14 protein-coding genes are annotated in these 16,798 nt (G+C 67.6%); 2 read left to right on the top strand and 12 right to left on the bottom strand.

Annotation, left to right across the window (positions count from 1 at the left end; genetic code table 11):
- Positions 1-26: 26 nt before the first annotated feature.
- The 9 genes from E8M84_RS04310 to smc all read right to left on the bottom strand — a co-directional run bounded on the left by E8M84_RS04310 (position 27) and on the right by smc (position 12,246).
- A complete protein-coding gene (locus E8M84_RS04310; RefSeq protein ID WP_137109929.1) occupies positions 27-1,217 on the bottom strand; it encodes an MFS transporter in 1,191 nt (396 codons plus the stop codon).
- 79 nt (positions 1,218-1,296) lie between these two features.
- A complete protein-coding gene (locus E8M84_RS04305) occupies positions 1,297-2,703 on the bottom strand; it encodes an FAD-binding oxidoreductase (RefSeq protein WP_137109928.1) in 1,407 nt (468 codons plus the stop codon).
- 1 nt (position 2,704) lies between these two features.
- Positions 2,705-3,364: a cupin domain-containing protein gene (locus E8M84_RS04300; RefSeq protein WP_137109927.1), complete on the bottom strand. Its 660-nt coding sequence runs from the start codon at positions 3,362-3,364 to the stop codon at positions 2,705-2,707.
- A 71-nt stretch (positions 3,365-3,435) separates the two neighbouring features.
- The gene (locus tag E8M84_RS04295; protein WP_170971849.1) at positions 3,436-3,996 is read right to left on the bottom strand and encodes a sarcosine oxidase subunit gamma; all 561 of its coding nucleotides are present in this window, start codon (positions 3,994-3,996) and stop codon (positions 3,436-3,438) included.
- Positions 3,989-6,925 carry a sarcosine oxidase subunit alpha family protein gene (locus tag E8M84_RS04290; RefSeq protein ID WP_137109925.1) on the bottom strand — a complete coding sequence of 979 codons (2,937 nt, stop codon included), beginning with the start codon at positions 6,923-6,925 and terminating at the stop codon, positions 3,989-3,991. The genes E8M84_RS04295 and E8M84_RS04290 overlap by 8 nt, the downstream gene beginning before the upstream one ends.
- Positions 6,922-7,206, bottom strand: a complete 285-nt coding sequence (locus E8M84_RS04285; RefSeq protein WP_137109924.1) for a sarcosine oxidase subunit delta — start codon at positions 7,204-7,206, stop codon at positions 6,922-6,924. Before E8M84_RS04285 ends, E8M84_RS04290 begins: the two co-directional genes overlap by 4 nt.
- 13 nt (positions 7,207-7,219) lie before the next feature.
- Positions 7,220-8,470, bottom strand: coding sequence for a sarcosine oxidase subunit beta family protein (locus E8M84_RS04280; protein ID WP_137109923.1), 1,251 nt, complete (start codon positions 8,468-8,470; stop codon positions 7,220-7,222).
- Between the two features lie 106 nt (positions 8,471-8,576).
- Positions 8,577-8,699, bottom strand: coding sequence for a hypothetical protein (locus tag E8M84_RS21780; protein WP_276607102.1), 123 nt, complete (start codon positions 8,697-8,699; stop codon positions 8,577-8,579).
- Between the two features lie 91 nt (positions 8,700-8,790).
- Entirely contained in the window at positions 8,791-12,246 is a 3,456-nt protein-coding gene (gene smc, locus E8M84_RS04275; RefSeq protein WP_137109922.1) for a chromosome segregation protein SMC, read from the bottom strand.
- Between the two features lie 155 nt (positions 12,247-12,401).
- On the opposite strand from smc, the gene E8M84_RS04270 reads away from it, so the two are divergent.
- Complete coding sequence (locus E8M84_RS04270) at positions 12,402-12,872, top strand: GNAT family N-acetyltransferase (protein WP_137109921.1); 471 nt, start codon at positions 12,402-12,404, stop codon at positions 12,870-12,872.
- On the opposite strand, the gene E8M84_RS04265 is transcribed toward E8M84_RS04270, so the two are convergent.
- Positions 12,851-13,906: an FAD-binding oxidoreductase gene (locus E8M84_RS04265; protein WP_137109920.1), complete on the bottom strand. Its 1,056-nt coding sequence runs from the start codon at positions 13,904-13,906 to the stop codon at positions 12,851-12,853. The two genes, E8M84_RS04270 and E8M84_RS04265, sit on opposite strands and share 22 nt — an antisense overlap.
- A gap of 43 nt (positions 13,907-13,949) precedes the next feature.
- On the opposite strand from E8M84_RS04265, the gene mnmD reads away from it, so the two are divergent.
- Complete coding sequence (gene mnmD, locus E8M84_RS04260) at positions 13,950-14,651, top strand: tRNA (5-methylaminomethyl-2-thiouridine)(34)-methyltransferase MnmD (RefSeq protein ID WP_137109919.1); 702 nt, start codon at positions 13,950-13,952, stop codon at positions 14,649-14,651.
- Here mnmD and lpxK read toward each other — a convergent pair.
- Together lpxK and E8M84_RS04250 are read right to left on the bottom strand one after the other, a co-directional pair.
- Positions 14,613-15,602, bottom strand: coding sequence for a tetraacyldisaccharide 4'-kinase (gene lpxK, locus E8M84_RS04255; protein ID WP_137109918.1), 990 nt, complete (start codon positions 15,600-15,602; stop codon positions 14,613-14,615). The two genes, mnmD and lpxK, sit on opposite strands and share 39 nt — an antisense overlap.
- Positions 15,602-16,798 (bottom strand): 3-deoxy-D-manno-octulosonic acid transferase, encoded by a 1,197-nt coding sequence (locus E8M84_RS04250; protein WP_137109917.1) that lies wholly within the window; start codon positions 16,796-16,798, stop codon positions 15,602-15,604. Before E8M84_RS04250 ends, lpxK begins: the two co-directional genes overlap by 1 nt.

Below are 16,798 nucleotides of genomic sequence, written 5' to 3'. Positions count from 1 at the left end.
ATTTCTGCACCGATGCTGCGCAGAAACTAGCGGCGGTCGGCGAGCCAGAGGGCGGTGGCACCGATCAGCGACGCGGCGACCCCAAGCAACGCGACCGTGCCGTATCCGGCCAGTGCAGTGCCAAGGCCGAAGCAGGTGGCAGCGATCACGTCGCCGGCCAAACGTTGCAGCGCCATGAGCGAGGCCCCTGCCCCGGGCCGGTCGGCCAGAAGGTCCTGCAGGTAGGCGATGGGCACGGTCAGCGTCACGGCGCCGCCGATGGCGGCAGGCAGGACGAGAAGCCAGACGAAGGGTGATCCGGCGAGGACCGGCAGGAGTGCGACGTGGACGCAATAGAGCGCGGTCCCGGCGAAGATCAGGCGGGTGCGCGGGATGCCGCGGGTCAGGCTGGGGATCATCAGCATGAAGGGCACTTCGAGGCCTGCAACAAGACCGACGTAGATCGCCACGTCCTGCGTCCCGCGACCGACCTCGGGCACCATGACCAGGGAGACGATGGCCATGTAGACGGTCGATGCGCTGAAGACCGCGCCCAGCGCGATAACGCGGGCGGCGATGCGGGGATGACCGATCTCGGTCAGGGCAGCGCGGAAGGACAGGCCGGAGGGTCGGTCCTCCCAGAGCGTGGTGCCGTCGGGGGGCCAGAGACGGAGGACGGCAATCAGCATGAGGGCAGAGAGGAGGAGGCCCATCGGGAAGATCAGGGTGATGGGCGCCCCGGCGGCAAAGGCGATGGACCAGAGGGGGAGGACGAGGATGAAGGGCAGCGCGAACAGGGCGCGGATCACGGCCATGATGCCGTCGCGATCCTCGGCCGGGTGGCGAGTGGCGGCGAGGCGGGCAAGCGCGAAGACCTGGGAAAAGGTAATGCTGCTGATCGGGATCAGGACGGCGGCGGTGAGCGCAAAGACCCAAGGGCCGGGGGTCACCGTCATCAGGAAGGTGCCAAGGATCAGCGCCGCGACCGAAGTCAGGGTGACCTTGCGGCGGTTCGCGGTCTGGTCGGCGCGGATGCCGCCGATGACCGAGGCCGAGACGGAGATGATAGAGGCCAAGGCGAGGAGGATGGCATAACCGCGGTCGCCGAAGCCAAAGCTGTTCACGGCGAGGGTGGAGAAGTAGGGGCCGAAGGAACAGGCGACCGCGCCCTGCAGGGCAAGGATCAGCCCGGCGGCGCGCAAGGCCGGGTCGGTGAGGCAGAGGCGGATGGCGGACATTGCGCTTGGGTATCGCGGGGGCGCGGGGGCCGCAAGGTCGAGCGAGGGGCCCAAGAATTTTCGTCGAAAATTCTTGTGTTCAGGAGGGGATGACCTTGCCGGGGTTCATCAGGCCCTGCGGATCGAGCGCCTGTTTCAGCGTGCGCATCACGTCCAGCGCCACCGGGTCCTTGCGCCTTCGCATCGAGGGGAGCTTCGACAGGCCCACCCCATGTTCGGCCGAGAAGCTGCCGCCCAGATCGGCCACCACGTCCTCGATGGCCTCCAGCACCTCGTCCTTCAAGGCCTTGTCGTCGCGGGTCGGGTAGGCGGTGAAGTGAAGGTTGCCGTCCCCAAGATGCGCGACGGTGATGGTGCGCGCGCCGGGGTCGAGGGCCTCAAGGCGCTGGATGGCTGTCGTCAGGAAGCTGTCGACCTTGTCGAGGGGGAGGCAGATGTCGGTGTCGACCTCGGGGTGAAGGCCGACGCCGATTTCCGCGGCAGCCTCACGCCGCGCCCACATCGCGCGGCGCTGCTGTTCGCTGCGGGCGAGGATGGCGTCGGTGATGAGGCCTGCCTCCATCATCTCGGCCAGGATGGTTTCCAGCGTGGTTACGAGCGGGATGTCGCCGCTTGCGTCGGGAGTGGCCTCATACGGGACGGTCGTGGCGGCCTCGATCAGGATGGTGACCTCGGGGATGTGGTCGAAGGGCAGGCCAAGGTCGGGGCGGGCTTCCTTCAGGCGCTCGGAGTATGTGCGGGGCATGAACTCGAAGGCTTCGACCCGTCCGCCGGTAGCCTCTTGCATGCGGTTGAGAAGGGTCAACGCGTCGGGCAACGAGCGCGCGGCGAGGGTCGCGGTGGCGTGGGCCTTGGGGGCCGGAACCAGCTTCATCACGGCGGCGGTGATGATGCCGAGGGTGCCTTCCGAGCCGATGAAAAGGTTTTTCAGATCGTAGCCGGAATTGTCCTTGTGCAATTCCGACATCAGGTTCAGGACGCGGCCATCAGGGAGCACGACCTCCAGCCCAAGACACAGGCCACGGGTGGAGCCGTAGCGGAGGACATTGGAGCCACCGGCGTTGGTTGAAAGGACGCCGCCCAGCATGGCGGACCCCCGTGCGCCGAACCAGAGGGGGAAGTAAAGCCCTTCCTTTTCAGCGGCTTCATGGAGACGGGTGAGGATCACGCCCGCTTCGGCAATGACCAGTTTCGCCTCTCGCTTGACCTGACGGATCCGGTTCATCCGTTCAAGGGTGAGAAGGAGGCCGCCCTTGGTCATGGTCCCGCCGACTAGGCCAGTGTTGCCAGAGATGGGCACGACGGGCACGCCATGCTGCGCAGCAATCTTCACGCAGGCGGCGACCTCGGCGGTCGATCCGGGGCGGGCGACGGCGACCGGCTGTCCGTCGTAACGGCCCATCCAGTCGCGGGCGTAGCGCGTCATGTCGGAGCCGGTCAGAACGTTCGCGGCCCCAATGGCAGCGGCCAGGTCTGCGGTCAGCATGTCAGCCCTGCGGATAAGCGATGACCGAGAGATACCGCGCCGGAAGCTTGACCAGAGTCTCGGGCCCATGGGGCGAGTCGGCGTCGAAGAACAGGCTGTCGCCGGGTTTCAGCGGATAGACCGTGTCGCCGTGGCGATAGTCGACCTCGCCTTCCAGCATGTAGAGGAGTTCGAGGCCCTCGTGCTGGAAGGCCGGGAACGTGTCGGATTCGGTGGTGAGCGTGATGATGTACGGTTCGACCACCACGCCCGAATTGTTCGAGCCGATATGGCCCAGAAGGTTGTACTGGTGCCCGGCGCGGGTGCCGCGGCGTTCGATTTCGACGTGCTCTCCAGCGCGCACATGCTGGGCCTCGCGGCGTTCCTCATAGCTTTTGAAGAACGCGGTGACGGGAACAGAGAAGGCGTGGCTGAGGACCTGAAGCGTGGTCAGCGAGGGCGAGGTGTTGCCGTTCTCGATCTTGGACAGCATCCCGATAGACAGGCCGGTGACGTTGGCGAGGTCGGCGACGGTCATGCCCTGCTGGCGGCGAAAGTTGCGGACCTCACGCCCGATGGCGGCTTCAAGGTTGCGCTCGGTGATCTCGCGGACGCGGTGCGGGTCCTGATCGAAGGCAGGTTTGCCGCGCGGAAGGGCTGAGTTGGCTGAGCCGTCGGACATGTGTGACCCTGCAGTGAAACCAATACACATGATTTCACTACCGGGAAACATGGCTTGTATCAAGCCTGACGCTACCAGACCGAATGAGCAGCCGTCTCGATGGCGTGCAAGAGGCTTTCGGCACTGGAGCGGGGGCCGTATAGGCGGGCTGCGCCGGGGCCGTGCTTGATGAGGTAGACGCCCAGATGCTCCATCACCGTGCGGGTGGCGTAACCTGTTGGGCGTGCAGCGAAATCGACGTTGCAGAGCCGCTCCAGAAGCCGGGTCAGGTCGTGGGCCGAAAGGTCGAAGGCAACCCAGGCGTCGGTCTGTTCGGTGATGCTGGCGGTGTCGGCGAGGGCGGACTTGAGGAGATCAACGATCAGTTCGTGGCTGGCGTAGGGGGCCTCGACGAACCACATCTCGGGAGCGGTCCAGAAGGCGGAGTACGGGGTGCCCTGCTGGTGGCTGGCCGGGCCGGGGAGCGGCACGTCCGCCTTTTGTGCGGCTTTGGCCAGGTCGGCGGCGCGGCCGTTGCGGGCGGCGACCGAGGCGAGGGCGACGTCGGTGCGTTCGCTGATGGTGAGGGGCCCGTGGGTGACGGTGGTCGCCTCGCGGCGGCCGAGGGCGGTGAGGGGCTGCAGGCTAGCCACGGAGACGCTCTCCTTCCGGGTCGAACATGTGGGGCGAGATGATCTCGACCTCGGTATCCAGGCCCGCGAGCAGGTTCACGATCCGCATGCGCTGGCCGATCTTCTTGTCGCCGCCCTTGAGGTAGCCCAGCGCGATGTCGTGGCCCAGATGCGGCGAGTAAACCTTGGAGGTCAGCCAGCCGCCATCGTTCGCCGCCACCGGGGCCGCGCCCTTCTCCAGGAAGTGGCTGCCTGCGGTCAGTTTGGCCTGGGGGTCGACGGGTTTCACGCCGACAAGGCGGTAGCCGTTTTCGTCCGTCAGGCCCTCGCGCTGCGACAGGACCATGCCGATGGAGTCCTTCTTCTTCGACACCATCTTGCCAAGGCCCATGTTCAACGCCGTGGACTGGCCGTTCAGTTCCCCGCCCGCGACATGGCCCTTCTCGATCCGCATGACTCCAAGGGCCTCGGTGCCATAGACGATCGGGTCGAATTCCGCCCCGCGCGCCAGCATCTCGCGCAGAAGCGCGTCGCCGTAGCGGGTGGGGACGGCGATCTCATAGGCCAACTCGCCCGAGAAGCTGATCCGGAACAGCCGCGCGCGCAGGCCGCCGACGGTGATGTTGGCAGCACCCATGTAGGGGAAGGCGGCGTCGGAGATGTCCTGGTCGACGACTTTCTCCAGCAGTTTCCGCGCATTGGGACCCGCGACCGAGAACTGCGCCCAGGCTTCTGTGGTAGAGATGAGCTGGACGTCCATCTCGGGCCAAAGGACCTGGCGGCAGAATTCCAGGTGCCGGAAGACGGCCACGGCGTTGGCCGTCGTGGTGGTCATGACGTATTCGTTTTCGCCCATCCGGGCGGTGGTGCCGTCGTCGAAGACGATCCCGTCCTCGCGCAGCATCAGGCCATAGCGGCACTTGCCGACAGCGAGGGTGGAGAAGGTGTTGGCGTAGACTCTGTCCAGGAATGCGCCCGCGTCGGTGCCCTGGATGTCAATCTTGCCCAGAGTGGTGACGTCGCAGATGCCGACGGATTTGCGGGTCGCCAGAACCTCACGGTCGACGGACTGCCGCCACTCGGTTTCACCGGGCTTGGGGACCCATTGGGTGCGGAGCCAGTTGCCGACCTCGACGAAGATCGCGCCCTGTTCCTTGGCCCAGTGGTGCGAAGGGGTGAGGCGGAAGGGCTTGAATTCCCTGCCCCGCGATCGCCCCGCCAGTGTGCCCATCGCGACGGGCGTGTAGGGCGGGCGGTAGATCGTGGTGCCGGTTTCAGGGATCGAACGGCCGGTGAGTTCGGCCATGATGGCAAGGCCGATCACGTTGCCGGTCTTGCCCTGATCGGTCGCCATGCCGAGGGTGGTGTAGCGCTTCAGGTGCTCGACCGAGGTAAAGTTCTCCTGCTTCGCTAGCTTTACGTCCTTGACGGTGACGTCGTTCTGCAGGTCGATCCAGGCGCGACCCTTGCCGTGAGCGACGTGCCAGAGCGGGGTGATACCGACCGGCGCGTCCTCGGCCTGGGGCAGCTCGGGGGCGGTGGTGAGGTCTAGGGCGGCGATGGCGGCGTCGCGACCAGTTTTCAGAGCGGCGTGCGTGGACATCTGGCCCGCGGCGGCACCCGCGACGAGGAGGCCGGGCGGGCCGTCTTTTCCGGGGACGAATGCTGCAATTGCGGGATCGTAGACAGGGCGAGAACGGTGATGTGAGTGGATGTTCACATTCGGGTTCCAGCCACCGGAAACACCGAGGGCGTCGACTGCGATCGTTTCCGAACGACCGTTCAATTGACGGACGGTGATGGAGGTCAGGCCGAGCTTGCCGGAGGTGTCGATGACCTCGGCACCCCTTAGGTGGCGGATGCCGGGGAGAAGGTCCCCACCTTCCCGGCTGTCGATCACCGCGACGACGTCGACACCCCTGGACTGGAGGTCCTTGGCCGTGCGCAGGCCGTCGTCGTTGTTGGTGAAGACCGCGACCCGCTCACCGACCTTGACGCCCCAGCGGTTGGCGTAGGCACGCAAAGCACCCGCCAGCATGATGCCGGGGCGGTCGTTGTTCTCGAACGCGATGGGTCGTTCGGTTGCACCGCCAGCCAGGATCGCGCGCCCGGTGTAGATGCGCCAGAGGATCTGGCGGGGCTTGCCTTTGGCAGGGGTGAGGAGGTGGTCCGAGACCCTCTCGACGGCGCTATAGATGCCATGGTCGAACGCGCCGACGACCGTGGTGCGGGTCATCAGGCGGACATTGGGCATCGAGGAGAGTTCGGCCACGGTGGCCGCCGCCCAGTCTGCACCTTGAGCGTCACCAACCGCATAGGTCTCGGCGTTCAGGCGGCCGCCCATGCGGAAATCCTCATCGGCGAGGATCACGCGCTTGCCCGCGCGACCGGCAGTCAGGCCGGCCATCAGGCCCGTCGGACCGGCCCCGATTATAAGGAGATCGCAGTGCAGGAATCCCTTGTCGTAACCGTCCGGGTCCTCCTCGCGCGTGACCGACCCAAGGCCCGCTGCGCGGCGGATGATCGGCTCATAAAGCTTTTCCCAGAAGGACTTGGGCCACATGAAGGTCTTGTAGTAGAAGCCCGCCGCGAAGAAGGTGGATAGCTTGTCGTTGACCCCCATCGCGTCGAATCGGAGGCTGGGCCAGCGGTTCTGGCTGTTCGCAGTCAGACCCTCGTACAGCTCGGCCACCGTAGCGCGGGTGTTCGGTTCCTGCCGCCCGCCGGTACGAAGCTCGACCAGCGCGTTCGGCTCTTCGGAGCCCGAGGAGATCGGCCCGCGCGGGCGGTGATACTTGAAGCTGCGGCCCATCAGGCGGACGCCATTGGCGAGAAGCGCGGAGGCCAGCGTGTCTCCCGGGTGGCCCTGGTAGGGGATGCCGTCGAAGGTGAAGCGGAGCGTCTTCGTGCGGTCGATCTGGCCGCCTTCAATGCGATGCGACTGGGTCATTTCGTGCGCCTCCGTGCTCGGGCGACATCGCGGGCGAGTTCGACCCTGGTGATCTCGTGCGTCACGGTGTTGCGGGTGACGACCAGCCAGGAGCGGTCGCCCTGTTCGTGGTACCAAAGCTCTTGATGTTCGCCCGCCGGGTTGGTGCGATTGTAGAGGTAGTCGTGGAAGACTTCGACTCCAGCCACCATTCCATCGGGCCGGTCGATGAGGTTGGCGTCGCCGAGATAGACGAATTCCTGCGCGTCGCGGGGGCCGAGGATCGGATGATGAATGATCATTCGCGAATTTCCGTCAATGTAGGTTCGGCTGGGCGCCCTGGCCCTTTTCGTCGATCATCAGCCCTTTGAGGAACCGGTCGAAGCGATAGGCTTTGGCGGTGATATGTGACTCATCCTTCGCCAACAGATGCGCGAAGGCCCAGCCCGAGGCTGGGGTGGCCTTGAACCCGCCGTAGCACCAGCCGCCGTTGAAATAGAGGCCCTCAATCCCGGTCTTGTCGATGATCGGCGAGCCGTCCATCGACATGTCCATGATCCCGCCCCAGGTGCGCAACAGCCGCACGCGCCCGATGGCGGGCATCAAGGCCATGCCGCCTTCGGCCACGTCCTCGATCACCGGCAGGTTGCCGCGTTGGGCGTAGGAGTTGTAGCCGTCGATGTCGCCGCCGAAGACGAGGCCGCCCTTGTCGGACTGGCTGACGTAGAAGTGGCCCGCGCCGAAGGTCATCACGCCGTCGATCAGGGGTTTCAGACCCTCGGAGACAAAGGCTTGCAACACGTGGGATTCGATGGGCAGGCGCATTCCAGCATGGGCCATCACCTTCGACGATGAGCCCGCCACGGCCACGCCGACCTTCTTGGCACCGATGTAGCCGCGGGTGGTTTCCACCCCCTTGATGCGGCCGTTCTCGATCCGCATCCCGGTGACTTCGCAGTTCTGGATCAGGTCCACGCCGCGCATGTCCGCGCCCCGTGCATAGCCCCAGGCCACCGCGTCGTGCCGGACGGTGCCGCCGCGCGGCTGCATCAGCGCGCCCTTGATCGGGAAGCGGCCGTTGTCGAAGTTGAGCCAGGGGTACATCTGGCGGACCTCGTCCCGGCTCAGCAGTCGGGCATCCGCCCCGTGCATGATCATCGCATTGCCGCGCCGGGTGGCGGCATCACGCTGCGCATCCGTGTGGATCAGATTGATGATCCCGCGTTGGCTGACCATGGCGTTGTAGTTGAAGTCCTGCTCCAGCCCCTCCCAGAGCTTCAGGCTGAACTCATAGAAGGGTTCGTTGCCGTCGAGAAGGTAGTTCGACCGGATGATCGTAGTGTTGCGGCCCACGTTGCCGCCACCGAGGTAGCCCTTTTCCAGCACCGCAATGCGGGCCTGGCCGAATTCCTTGGCAAGGTAGTAGGCCGTCGCCAGCCCGTGGCCACCGCCGCCGATGATGATGTAGTCGTATTCGGCTTGGGGCTCGGGGTCGCGCCAGACAGGCTTCCAGCCCTTGTGGCCGGTCAATGCCTCGGCAATGACCCGAAATCCGGAATAGCGCATGGGCCTTCTCCTGCTTCTGGGCCTGTTCTAGGCCCGAACCGGCGCAGGAAGCCGTCGGTTTTCGCCACGCGCGCCGCCGTTTTCGCCACGGCGCGGGAACGTGAGGTCAGGGCTGAACGGCCTGATCGATGGCGGAGAAGGGCGACCAGGCGGGAGGAAGCTTGGCGACTTCTTCCTGCGCCCAGGCAAAGAGGACGAGGATCGTGGTGGCGGAAAGGAGCATCTGCATGTTCAGGCCCTGGGTACGGTTTGTTCACGTACCGTTCTGACCGATTCTGCTTTCCAACCCGTTAACCAAGCGCCCGATCCAGCCCAGGCTGTCAGGCGACCAGCGCCTCGGCCTTCTTCAGGTCCACCGACACCAGCTGACTGACCCCCTGCTCCTGCATCGTCACGCCGAAGAGGCGGTCCATCCGGGCCATCGTCACGGCGTGGTGGGTGATGATGAGGAAGCGCGTGTCGGTGCGGCGGGTCATCTCGTCAAGCAGGTCGCAGAAGCGGGTGACGTTGGCGTCGTCCAACGGCGCGTCGACCTCGTCCAGGACGCAGATCGGGGCGGGGTTGGCGAGGAAGACGCCGAAGATCAGCGCCAGCGCGGTCAGGGTCTGCTCGCCGCCGGAGAGAAGGCTGAGAGTGGCGAGTTTCTTCCCCGGCGGCTGACAGAGTATTTCGAGGCCGGCCTCCAGCGGGTCGTCGGATTCGACCAGCACAAGGCGCGCTTCGCCGCCGCCGAAGAGGTGGGTGAAGAGGGTGGAGAAATTGGCGTTCACCTGTTCGAAGGCGGTGAGCAGACGCTCACGCCCTTCCTTGTTCAGACCGGAGATCCCGGCGCGGAGTTTCTTGATCGCTTCCTCAAGGTCCGACTTCTCGCCGGCCAGCGCGTCGTATTCGGCCTCGACGGTCTTGGCGTCTTCTTCGGCCCGCAGGTTCACGGCGCCCAAGGCCTCGCGCTGGCGTTTCAGGCGGCCCACATCCTGGTCCAGCGTCTCGGCATCGGGCATCTTGTCGGGATCGGTGCGGAGGCTGGTCAGGAGTTCGTCGGGGGTGCGGTCGTCCTCTTCGGCGATCCGTTCGGCGGCCAAGGCCACGCCTTCGCGGGCGGCATCCAGACGGGCCTCGGCGCGGGCGCGGGTTTCGCGGGCTTCACCTGCCAGGCGCTCGGCTTCGCGTTCGGCCATGGCGGCGTCGCGGAGGGCTCCTTCGGCCTCGGCAAGGGCATCAGCCGCGCGCTTGCGGCGTTCCTCGGCCTCGGCGATGGCCTCCACCAGTTCGTCCCGCTTGGCGACGATTTCCTCGGGGGCGTGCATCGCCTCGGCGAGTTCTTCCTCGGTCTCTGACCGGCGGGTGGTCAGTTCCTCGGTGCGGCGGGAGGCGGTTTCCAGGCGATGCTTCCAGCCGGAGAGTTCCTTCGTTGCCTCTTGCCGACGGCGGACCCGGGCCTCGCCTTCGCGGCGGACTTCGTCCTGGGCGGAGCGGCGGGTCATCATGGTGATGCGGGCGGCTTCGACAGTGATCTTCGCGGCCTCGACCGCGCCGCGGGCGGCGTCGAGGTCGCCAAGGTCGGCCACAGCCGTCTGGGCCTCTTTCAGGCGGGCGCGGGCGGCCATGGCTTCGTCTTCGAACCGGCTGACGGCGAGTTTCGCCGCCTCAAGCTTGCCGCCGGCGATGGAGCGGTCGGCTTCAGCCCGGGCGAGGGAACGGTTGGCTTCGGCAAGGCGCGCATCGGCGGCGCGGCGGGCGTCGCGGGCGCGTTGGTCGGCGGTGGCGAGTTCGGACAGCCGAGCCTGAAGCGCTTCGTGGGCCTGGCGGGCACCGTCGGCGCGGGCGGCGACGTCTTCGAGGTCGCGCTTCAGCTGGACGAGGCGGTTCAGCTGTTGCAGGCGAAGGGCGGCGGCCGAGGGCGCATCCTCGGCCCCGGCGCGGAAGCCGTCCCAGCGCCAGAGGTCGCCTTCCATGGACACAAGCCGCTGGCCGGGGCGGAGGTCGGCCTGCAGCTGAAAACCCTTTTCACGGGTGACGAGGCCGATCTGGGAAAGCCGCCGAGCAAGGACCGCCGGGGCTTTCACGCGGGCCGATAGCGGTTCCGCCCCATCGGGCAAGGACTGTGCTTCGCTGTAGGGCGCAAGGACCGCCCAGCCGGAACGCGTCTGCCCTTCGACTTCGGGCGCGCGCAGGTCGTCGGAGAGAGCAGCACCAAGGGCCTTCTCAAAACCAGGTTCCACCTCAAGCCGGTCGAGCAGCTGATGCCCGGCCTGTGCTTCCCGTTCGACCAGGCGCGCGAGAGCGGCGACTTCGGCGCGGAGCGCGTTGGCCTCGCCTTCGGCGGAGGACCGGGCGGCGCGGGCTTCGGCCTCGCGGCCTTGCGTCTCGGCGCGGGCGGCTTCGGCGGCCTCCAGTGCGGCCTCGGTCGCTTCGCCTTCGGCCAGCGCCGCTTCCTGAGCCTCTTCGGCGGCTTCGAAGGCCTCGCCAGCGGCGTCCAGCGCTTCGGAGGCCGTGTTCACGGCCTCGCGGGCGCTGGAGGCCTGTTCCTCCGCCCGGTCGAGGACCGCCCGCGTGTCCGAAAGCATCCGCTGGGTCGATTGGTGGCGGGCGGCCAGGCGGGCGGCATCCTCGGTCAGTTCGGCCAGCGAGGCCTCGCGCTCGGCCAGTACCGACCCTGCTTCGCGCGCGGCTTCCACCGCCTCGGCCAGCTTCTCCTCGTGCCCGTCATGGGCGCGGGCAAGTTGTTCGATCTCCCACTCCAGCCGCTCGATCACCTCGCCTGCATCGCGGTTGAGGCCCGCCTCGCGTTCGAGGTCCTGCGACAGCTGCCCGATCCGGCCCTTCAGCGCGTCGATCTGGGCGAGCGCCCGGGCCTCCTGGTCGCCCAGCGCGTCGCGTTGCAGGACGAGCCTTTGCAGGATGGCGCTGGCGATGGCCTCTTCCTCGCGCTTCGGCGGCAGGGCGTCTTCGGCGGCTTCGCGAGCCTTTCCGGAGGCGCGGGCGGCAGCTTCTGCCTGGTGCTGAGCGATCAGGCGTTCCCGCAGCGCGCCCTCGGCCTGGTTCCGCGCCTCATCTGCTTCGCGCCAGCGCCGCCAGAGGAGCATGCCTTCGGACTTCCGCAATTCCTCGGAAATCTCGCGGTAGCGGGCGGCCTGCTTGGCCTGGCGGGTCAGGACCGACAGCTGTTGCGCCAGTTGCTCCAGCACGTCATCGACGCGGGTCAGGTTCGTCTCGGCACCTGACAGTTTCAGTTCCGCCTCATGCCGACGGGCGTAGAGGCCCGAGATCCCGGCGGCTTCCTCCAGCACCCGGCGACGGGCCTTGGGCTTGGCGTTGATGAGTTCGGAAATCTGGCCTTGCCGCACCAGCGCGGGGGAGTGGGAGCCGGTTGAGGCGTCGGCGAACAGCATCTGCACGTCGCGGGCGCGGACGTCCTTGGCGTTGCAGCGGTAGGCGGACCCGGCATCGCGGGTGATGCGGCGGACGATCTCGATCTGGTCGGAGTCGTTGAAGCCTGAAGGCGCGAGGCGATCCTGGTTGTCGATGACCAAGGCGACTTCGGCGAAGTGGCGCGCGCCCCGGGTGGCGGCGCCGTTGAAGATCACGTCCTCCATGCCGCCGCCGCGCATGGCGCTGGGGCGGTTTTCGCCCATGACCCAGCGGAGGGCTTCCAGCAGGTTGGACTTGCCGCAGCCATTGGGGCCGACAACGCCGGTCAGCCCCTCATGGATCACCAGATCCGTGGGGTCGACAAAGCTTTTGAAGCCGTTGAGGCGCAGGCGGGTCAGGCGCAAGGGTCACATCCGAGTCGGGTCTGCGATGTTCCCGCCGGGGGGCGCAGGAGTCAACCGGGGACCCCGCATCTGGGCGGTATGTCCCGGCTTATCCCCAAGATGTTGCGGGCCGGGCTCGTCTTGCGGGGGGTGTCGGTCTGGGGCAGTGTGCCAGCATGACCCCACGCCGTATCACCGATCCCGCGCTTTGGCCGCCGATGCTGGCGCTTTTGCGGGAGGCATTCGCCTTCATGGACGGACGGATCGACCCGCCTTCCTCGTTGCGCGACCTGACGCCCGAGGTGCTGAGCGCGCAGGCCGAAGGCGGAGAGATATGGATCATCGACGAAACCGATGTAGGCATCGCGGCCTGCATCGTCCTGACCCCGAAGACCGACGCCCTTTACCTGGGCAAGCTGGCGGTGGCGGCGGCTTTCCGGGGCCGGGGGCTGGCGCGGCGGCTGATCGAGGTCGCCGAGGAGCGGGCGCGGGAGAGGGGCCTGCCCGCGCTGGAACTGCAGACGCGGGTGGAGCTGGTGGAGAACCAGGCGGCGTTTCTTGCGATGGGTTTTCAGGAGGTCGGGCGGACAGCGCATCCGGGGTTTGACCGGGCGACGTCGATCACCTACCGACGGGCGGTTTTCTGAAGCAGGGTCTCGACGCGGAAGTCTGGGGGGATGGTGTCGCGGGCGTCGAGGATCAGGTCGGCCATGACCTCGGCGACCTTGGGTGCCATGCCGAAGCCGATCTTGAAGCCGCCGTTGGCGATGAAATGGCCGGGGCGGTTGGGCCAGCCTCCAAGGACGGGGGCTCGGGTGGCTGCCTTGGGGCGGATGCCGGCCCAGCGGGCGGTGATTTCGGCTTTGGCAAGGGCGGGGACGGCGGCGATGGCCTTGGCGTGGAGGGTGTCGAGTTGCGCGTCGGTTTCGTCGTGGGTCCAAGTGGTCTCGGACGTCGAGCCTATGGCGGCGGTTCCGTCGGCGTGGGGAACAATGTGGAGACCGTCGACAAAAAGCTGCGGCTGGTCGCGGGCGTCGTGGCGGAGGGAGAGGGCCTGGCCCTTCACGCCGGAGCCGAGCGGGGCGGCGAAGGCTTGGGACAGCTCATGCAGTCCGGCGACGCCGGTGGCGTGGATGACTTGGCCGGTCTCCTCGGCTTCTCCCAGGACCAGCTCTGCCCCCTTCGCGGTCAGCGCCCCGATGAGGCAGGCCAAGCCCATGCGGGGGGAGAGCCGGGCGGAGAGGGTGTCGCGGACCAGCCACCCGGTGGGCGTGACGGGCTCCCACGCTGCGCCGGAGGCGGGAATGACCTGCCAGACTGCCCTGCCCTGCCAGAGCGTCGTAGCCTCGATTTCGCGGCGGCGGGCGCCTTCGACCGCGCGGTCGTCTGGGAGCGGCTGCAACCGGCCAAGGCGGGCGTAGCCGGAGGGGAGGCCGGAGGCGGCCTCGACTGTTGCCCACCAGTCGGCGGCCATCAGCAGGCTTTCCAGCTGGAAGGCCTTCTTGGCGTTCCAGGCCTCAGGGACGTGGGGCGAAAGGGCACCGACGAGGCCGCCGGAGGAGCCTGCGCCGGGGTGGGCGTTTTCGATCACCCGGACCTTCGCGCCGCGCTGGAGGCAGGTCCAGGCGATGGACAGGCCAAAGATCCCTGCCCCGCGCACCGTGACGTCGACGCTTGCCATTCCCCTGCCCCGAGACCATGAACGGGGCAAAGGACTATCCCCGATGAGCGCCGCCGAACAGCCCCCCGATCTAGATTGGCGCGACGACCTGATCCCGGTGTCGCGGCGGTTCGACGACCCCTACTTCTCACTGGCCGGGGGGTTGGAGGAGACGCGGCATGTGTTCCTGGCGGGGAACGGTTTGCCGGGGCGGTTCCGGGACGGGTTCCACATCGCGGAGCTGGGCTTTGGGACTGGGCTGAACCTCTTGGCCACGCTGATCGCGCATCAGGGGCCGGGGTGGGTCAGCTATACCAGTTTCGAGGCCTTTCCGATGTCGGCGGCGGATATGGCGCGGGCCTTTGCCGCTTTCCCGGATCTAGCAGAAATCGCAGAGCCGATGCTGGTACAATGGGCGGCAGGGGCGCGAGAACTGCAGTTTCCGAACCTTACGGCGCGGATCATCGTAGGTGACGCGCGGCAGACGCTACCCCGGTGGGGCGGCCACGCGGATGCGTGGTTTCTCGATGGCTTCTCGCCTGCCAAGAACCCGGAGCTGTGGTCGCCCGAGCTGATGGCCGAGGTCGCGCGGCACACTGTTCCGGGCGGGACCTTTGCGACCTATACCGCCGCCGGTCATGTCCGGCGGGCGCTGGCCGAGGCCGGGTTTACGGTTGCCCGCGCCCCGGGATTCGGGCGCAAGCGGCACATGTCGGTGGGTCGGCTTTCAGAGGCCCAGACGGACGAGATGTGCGTCAAGGGCTGACCAGTCCTGGACCTGCAGCCGCACGACCAGAGTCAGGACCTTGCTTCGCCAGGCGGGTGACAGGCGGGCAGCGTCCTTTTCGGTCGTAACGAGCTGCGCGCCGGTGGCCTTGGCCTCGGCCTCCAACCGGCGGAGGAGGGTGTCGGAGAGGATTTCGTGGTCGGCCAGCGCCTCGCCACGGATCACCTCGGCACCTTCGGCGCGCAGGGTGGCAAAGAAGCGCGAGGGGTCGGCGATGCCCGCGAAGGCGAGGACGCGCGTGCCCTGCCAGTCCATGCCCATGGCGAGGGGGCGCAACTCTCCCTTAAGGCGGGGGACCTGGATGGCCCTGCCCCATTGGGCTTCAAAGCGCGTCTGCGCGGCGGTGTCGCCGATGGTCAGAACCAGATCGGCGCGGGCGAGACCTGTGGCGACAGGTTCGCGCAGGGGGCCTGCGGGGATGCAGCGGCCATTGCCGAAGCCGCGGTTGGCATCGACCACCACAAGGCCAAGCGAGGGTTTCACGGCGGGGTTCTGGAAGCCGTCGTCGAGCAAGATCACCCGCGCGCCCGCGGCCTCGGCCGCCTTCACGCCCGCTGCCCGGTCCTTCGCAATCCAGACCGGCGCGAAGGCGGAGAGGAGGAGCGGCTCGTCCCCCACATCGGCGGCACTGTGGCGGGCCTCGTCGACACGGACCGGACCCGCAAGGCTGCCGCCATAGCCGCGGCTGACGACATGGACGGCATGGCCCATTGCCGAGAGCCGGTTGGCCAAGGCAATCGTGGTTGGTGTCTTGCCCGCGCCCCCGGCGGTCAGGTTCCCGACACAGATCACCGGGACCTGCGGCACATAGCCCGGCCGGCGCAACCGGCGCGCGGTGGCAGCGGCATAGAGCCAGCCCAGGGGGGCAAGAAGGCGAGGGATCAGTCCCGGGCGATCCGGGGACGTGAACCAGAAGCCGGGGGCGCGCATCAGTCTTCCCCGTCCATGATGGCGCGGATGCGCTGGAGGACGGTGTCTGTGACCTCGGCCCCTTCGCTGGCCACGGCCCATGCCGCCTGCGCCAGACGGGCCGCGCGGTCCGGGGCCAGAAGGTCACCCAACGCCTCGCCCAGATCATTGGCCGAAGCGACCGCGCGCGTCGCCCGGGCAGCGCCCAGACGTCCGAAGATCGGGCCCGACTGCCCGGTCTTCGGCCCGTGCATGATCGCCGAGCCAAGGACGGCGGCCTCCATCGGGTTGCGGGTCGGGCCCTTGCCAGAGAGTGTCCCGCCCAGGAAAGTCACCGGAGCCAGCCGATACCAGAGCCCGTATTCGGCGGGATTGTCGGCCACCAGAATCTCGATGTCGGACTCGGGGTCCTCGTCCGCGGCGCGTGCGGCGACGACCCAGTCTCCGGATGCGGCGAGGTCCCTGGCCAGAGTCGCTGCGCGCGCGGGCTGGGCCGGCAGCAGGATCAGCAAAAGCCGGTGCGAATGTTGCAACGCCTTGCGGTGGGCCTGCAGTACGGCCGCCTCTTCGCTTTCGGTCAGTCCGGCGGCGAACCAGACCGGGCGCGCGGTCAGAAGCTTCGACAGCGCGGCGCGTTCGGATTCGAGGACCGGAAGGACAGCGCTTTCCTCCTCCATCCGGCCGGTGACCGCGACCAGGGACAACCCGGCACCGCCCTTGCGGAAGGCGCGGGCAGCAGCTTCGTCCACGGCCATGATGCCGCGAAACCGGCCTAGGACCTGACGCATCAGGCCCGGATACCAGGCATCGCGTTCGCGCAGGAAGACGGGGGCCTTGCCGTTCACCACCAGCATGGGGATTTTCCGCTCGGCCGCCTCGTGCATGACCGCGGGGCGCAGCTGGCCGCCTGCGAAGATCGCCACCTCGGGGCGCCAGTGGTCGAGGAACGCCCGGGCGTCGACGACGGTGTCCGGCGGCGGGGACTGCATCACCACGCCGTCCAGCGACGAACCCGCGTCAGGCGCGGTCAGGAGGACCGGGAGCCCGTCCTCCTCTACCAGCCTGCGGGCCAGCGCGCGCATTGGGCTGAGGAGCGCCTCACCCGGCGCGTGCAGCCAGACAAGCCGCCCGACCGGACGGGCCGGTCGCGCAGACGCCTCGGCCTGATCGCGCCGCTGACCAAGGTTGTACAGCGTCAGGCCAAGCGAGGCGGCCAT

Origin of the sequence: Rhodobacter sp. SY28-1 (genome assembly GCF_005222785.1) — a bacterium.
In the GTDB taxonomy this organism is placed as follows: domain Bacteria; phylum Pseudomonadota; class Alphaproteobacteria; order Rhodobacterales; family Rhodobacteraceae; genus Tabrizicola.
The sequence above is the reverse complement of the archived record's forward strand: the minus strand, read 5'-3'. Positions and strand labels throughout refer to the sequence as shown.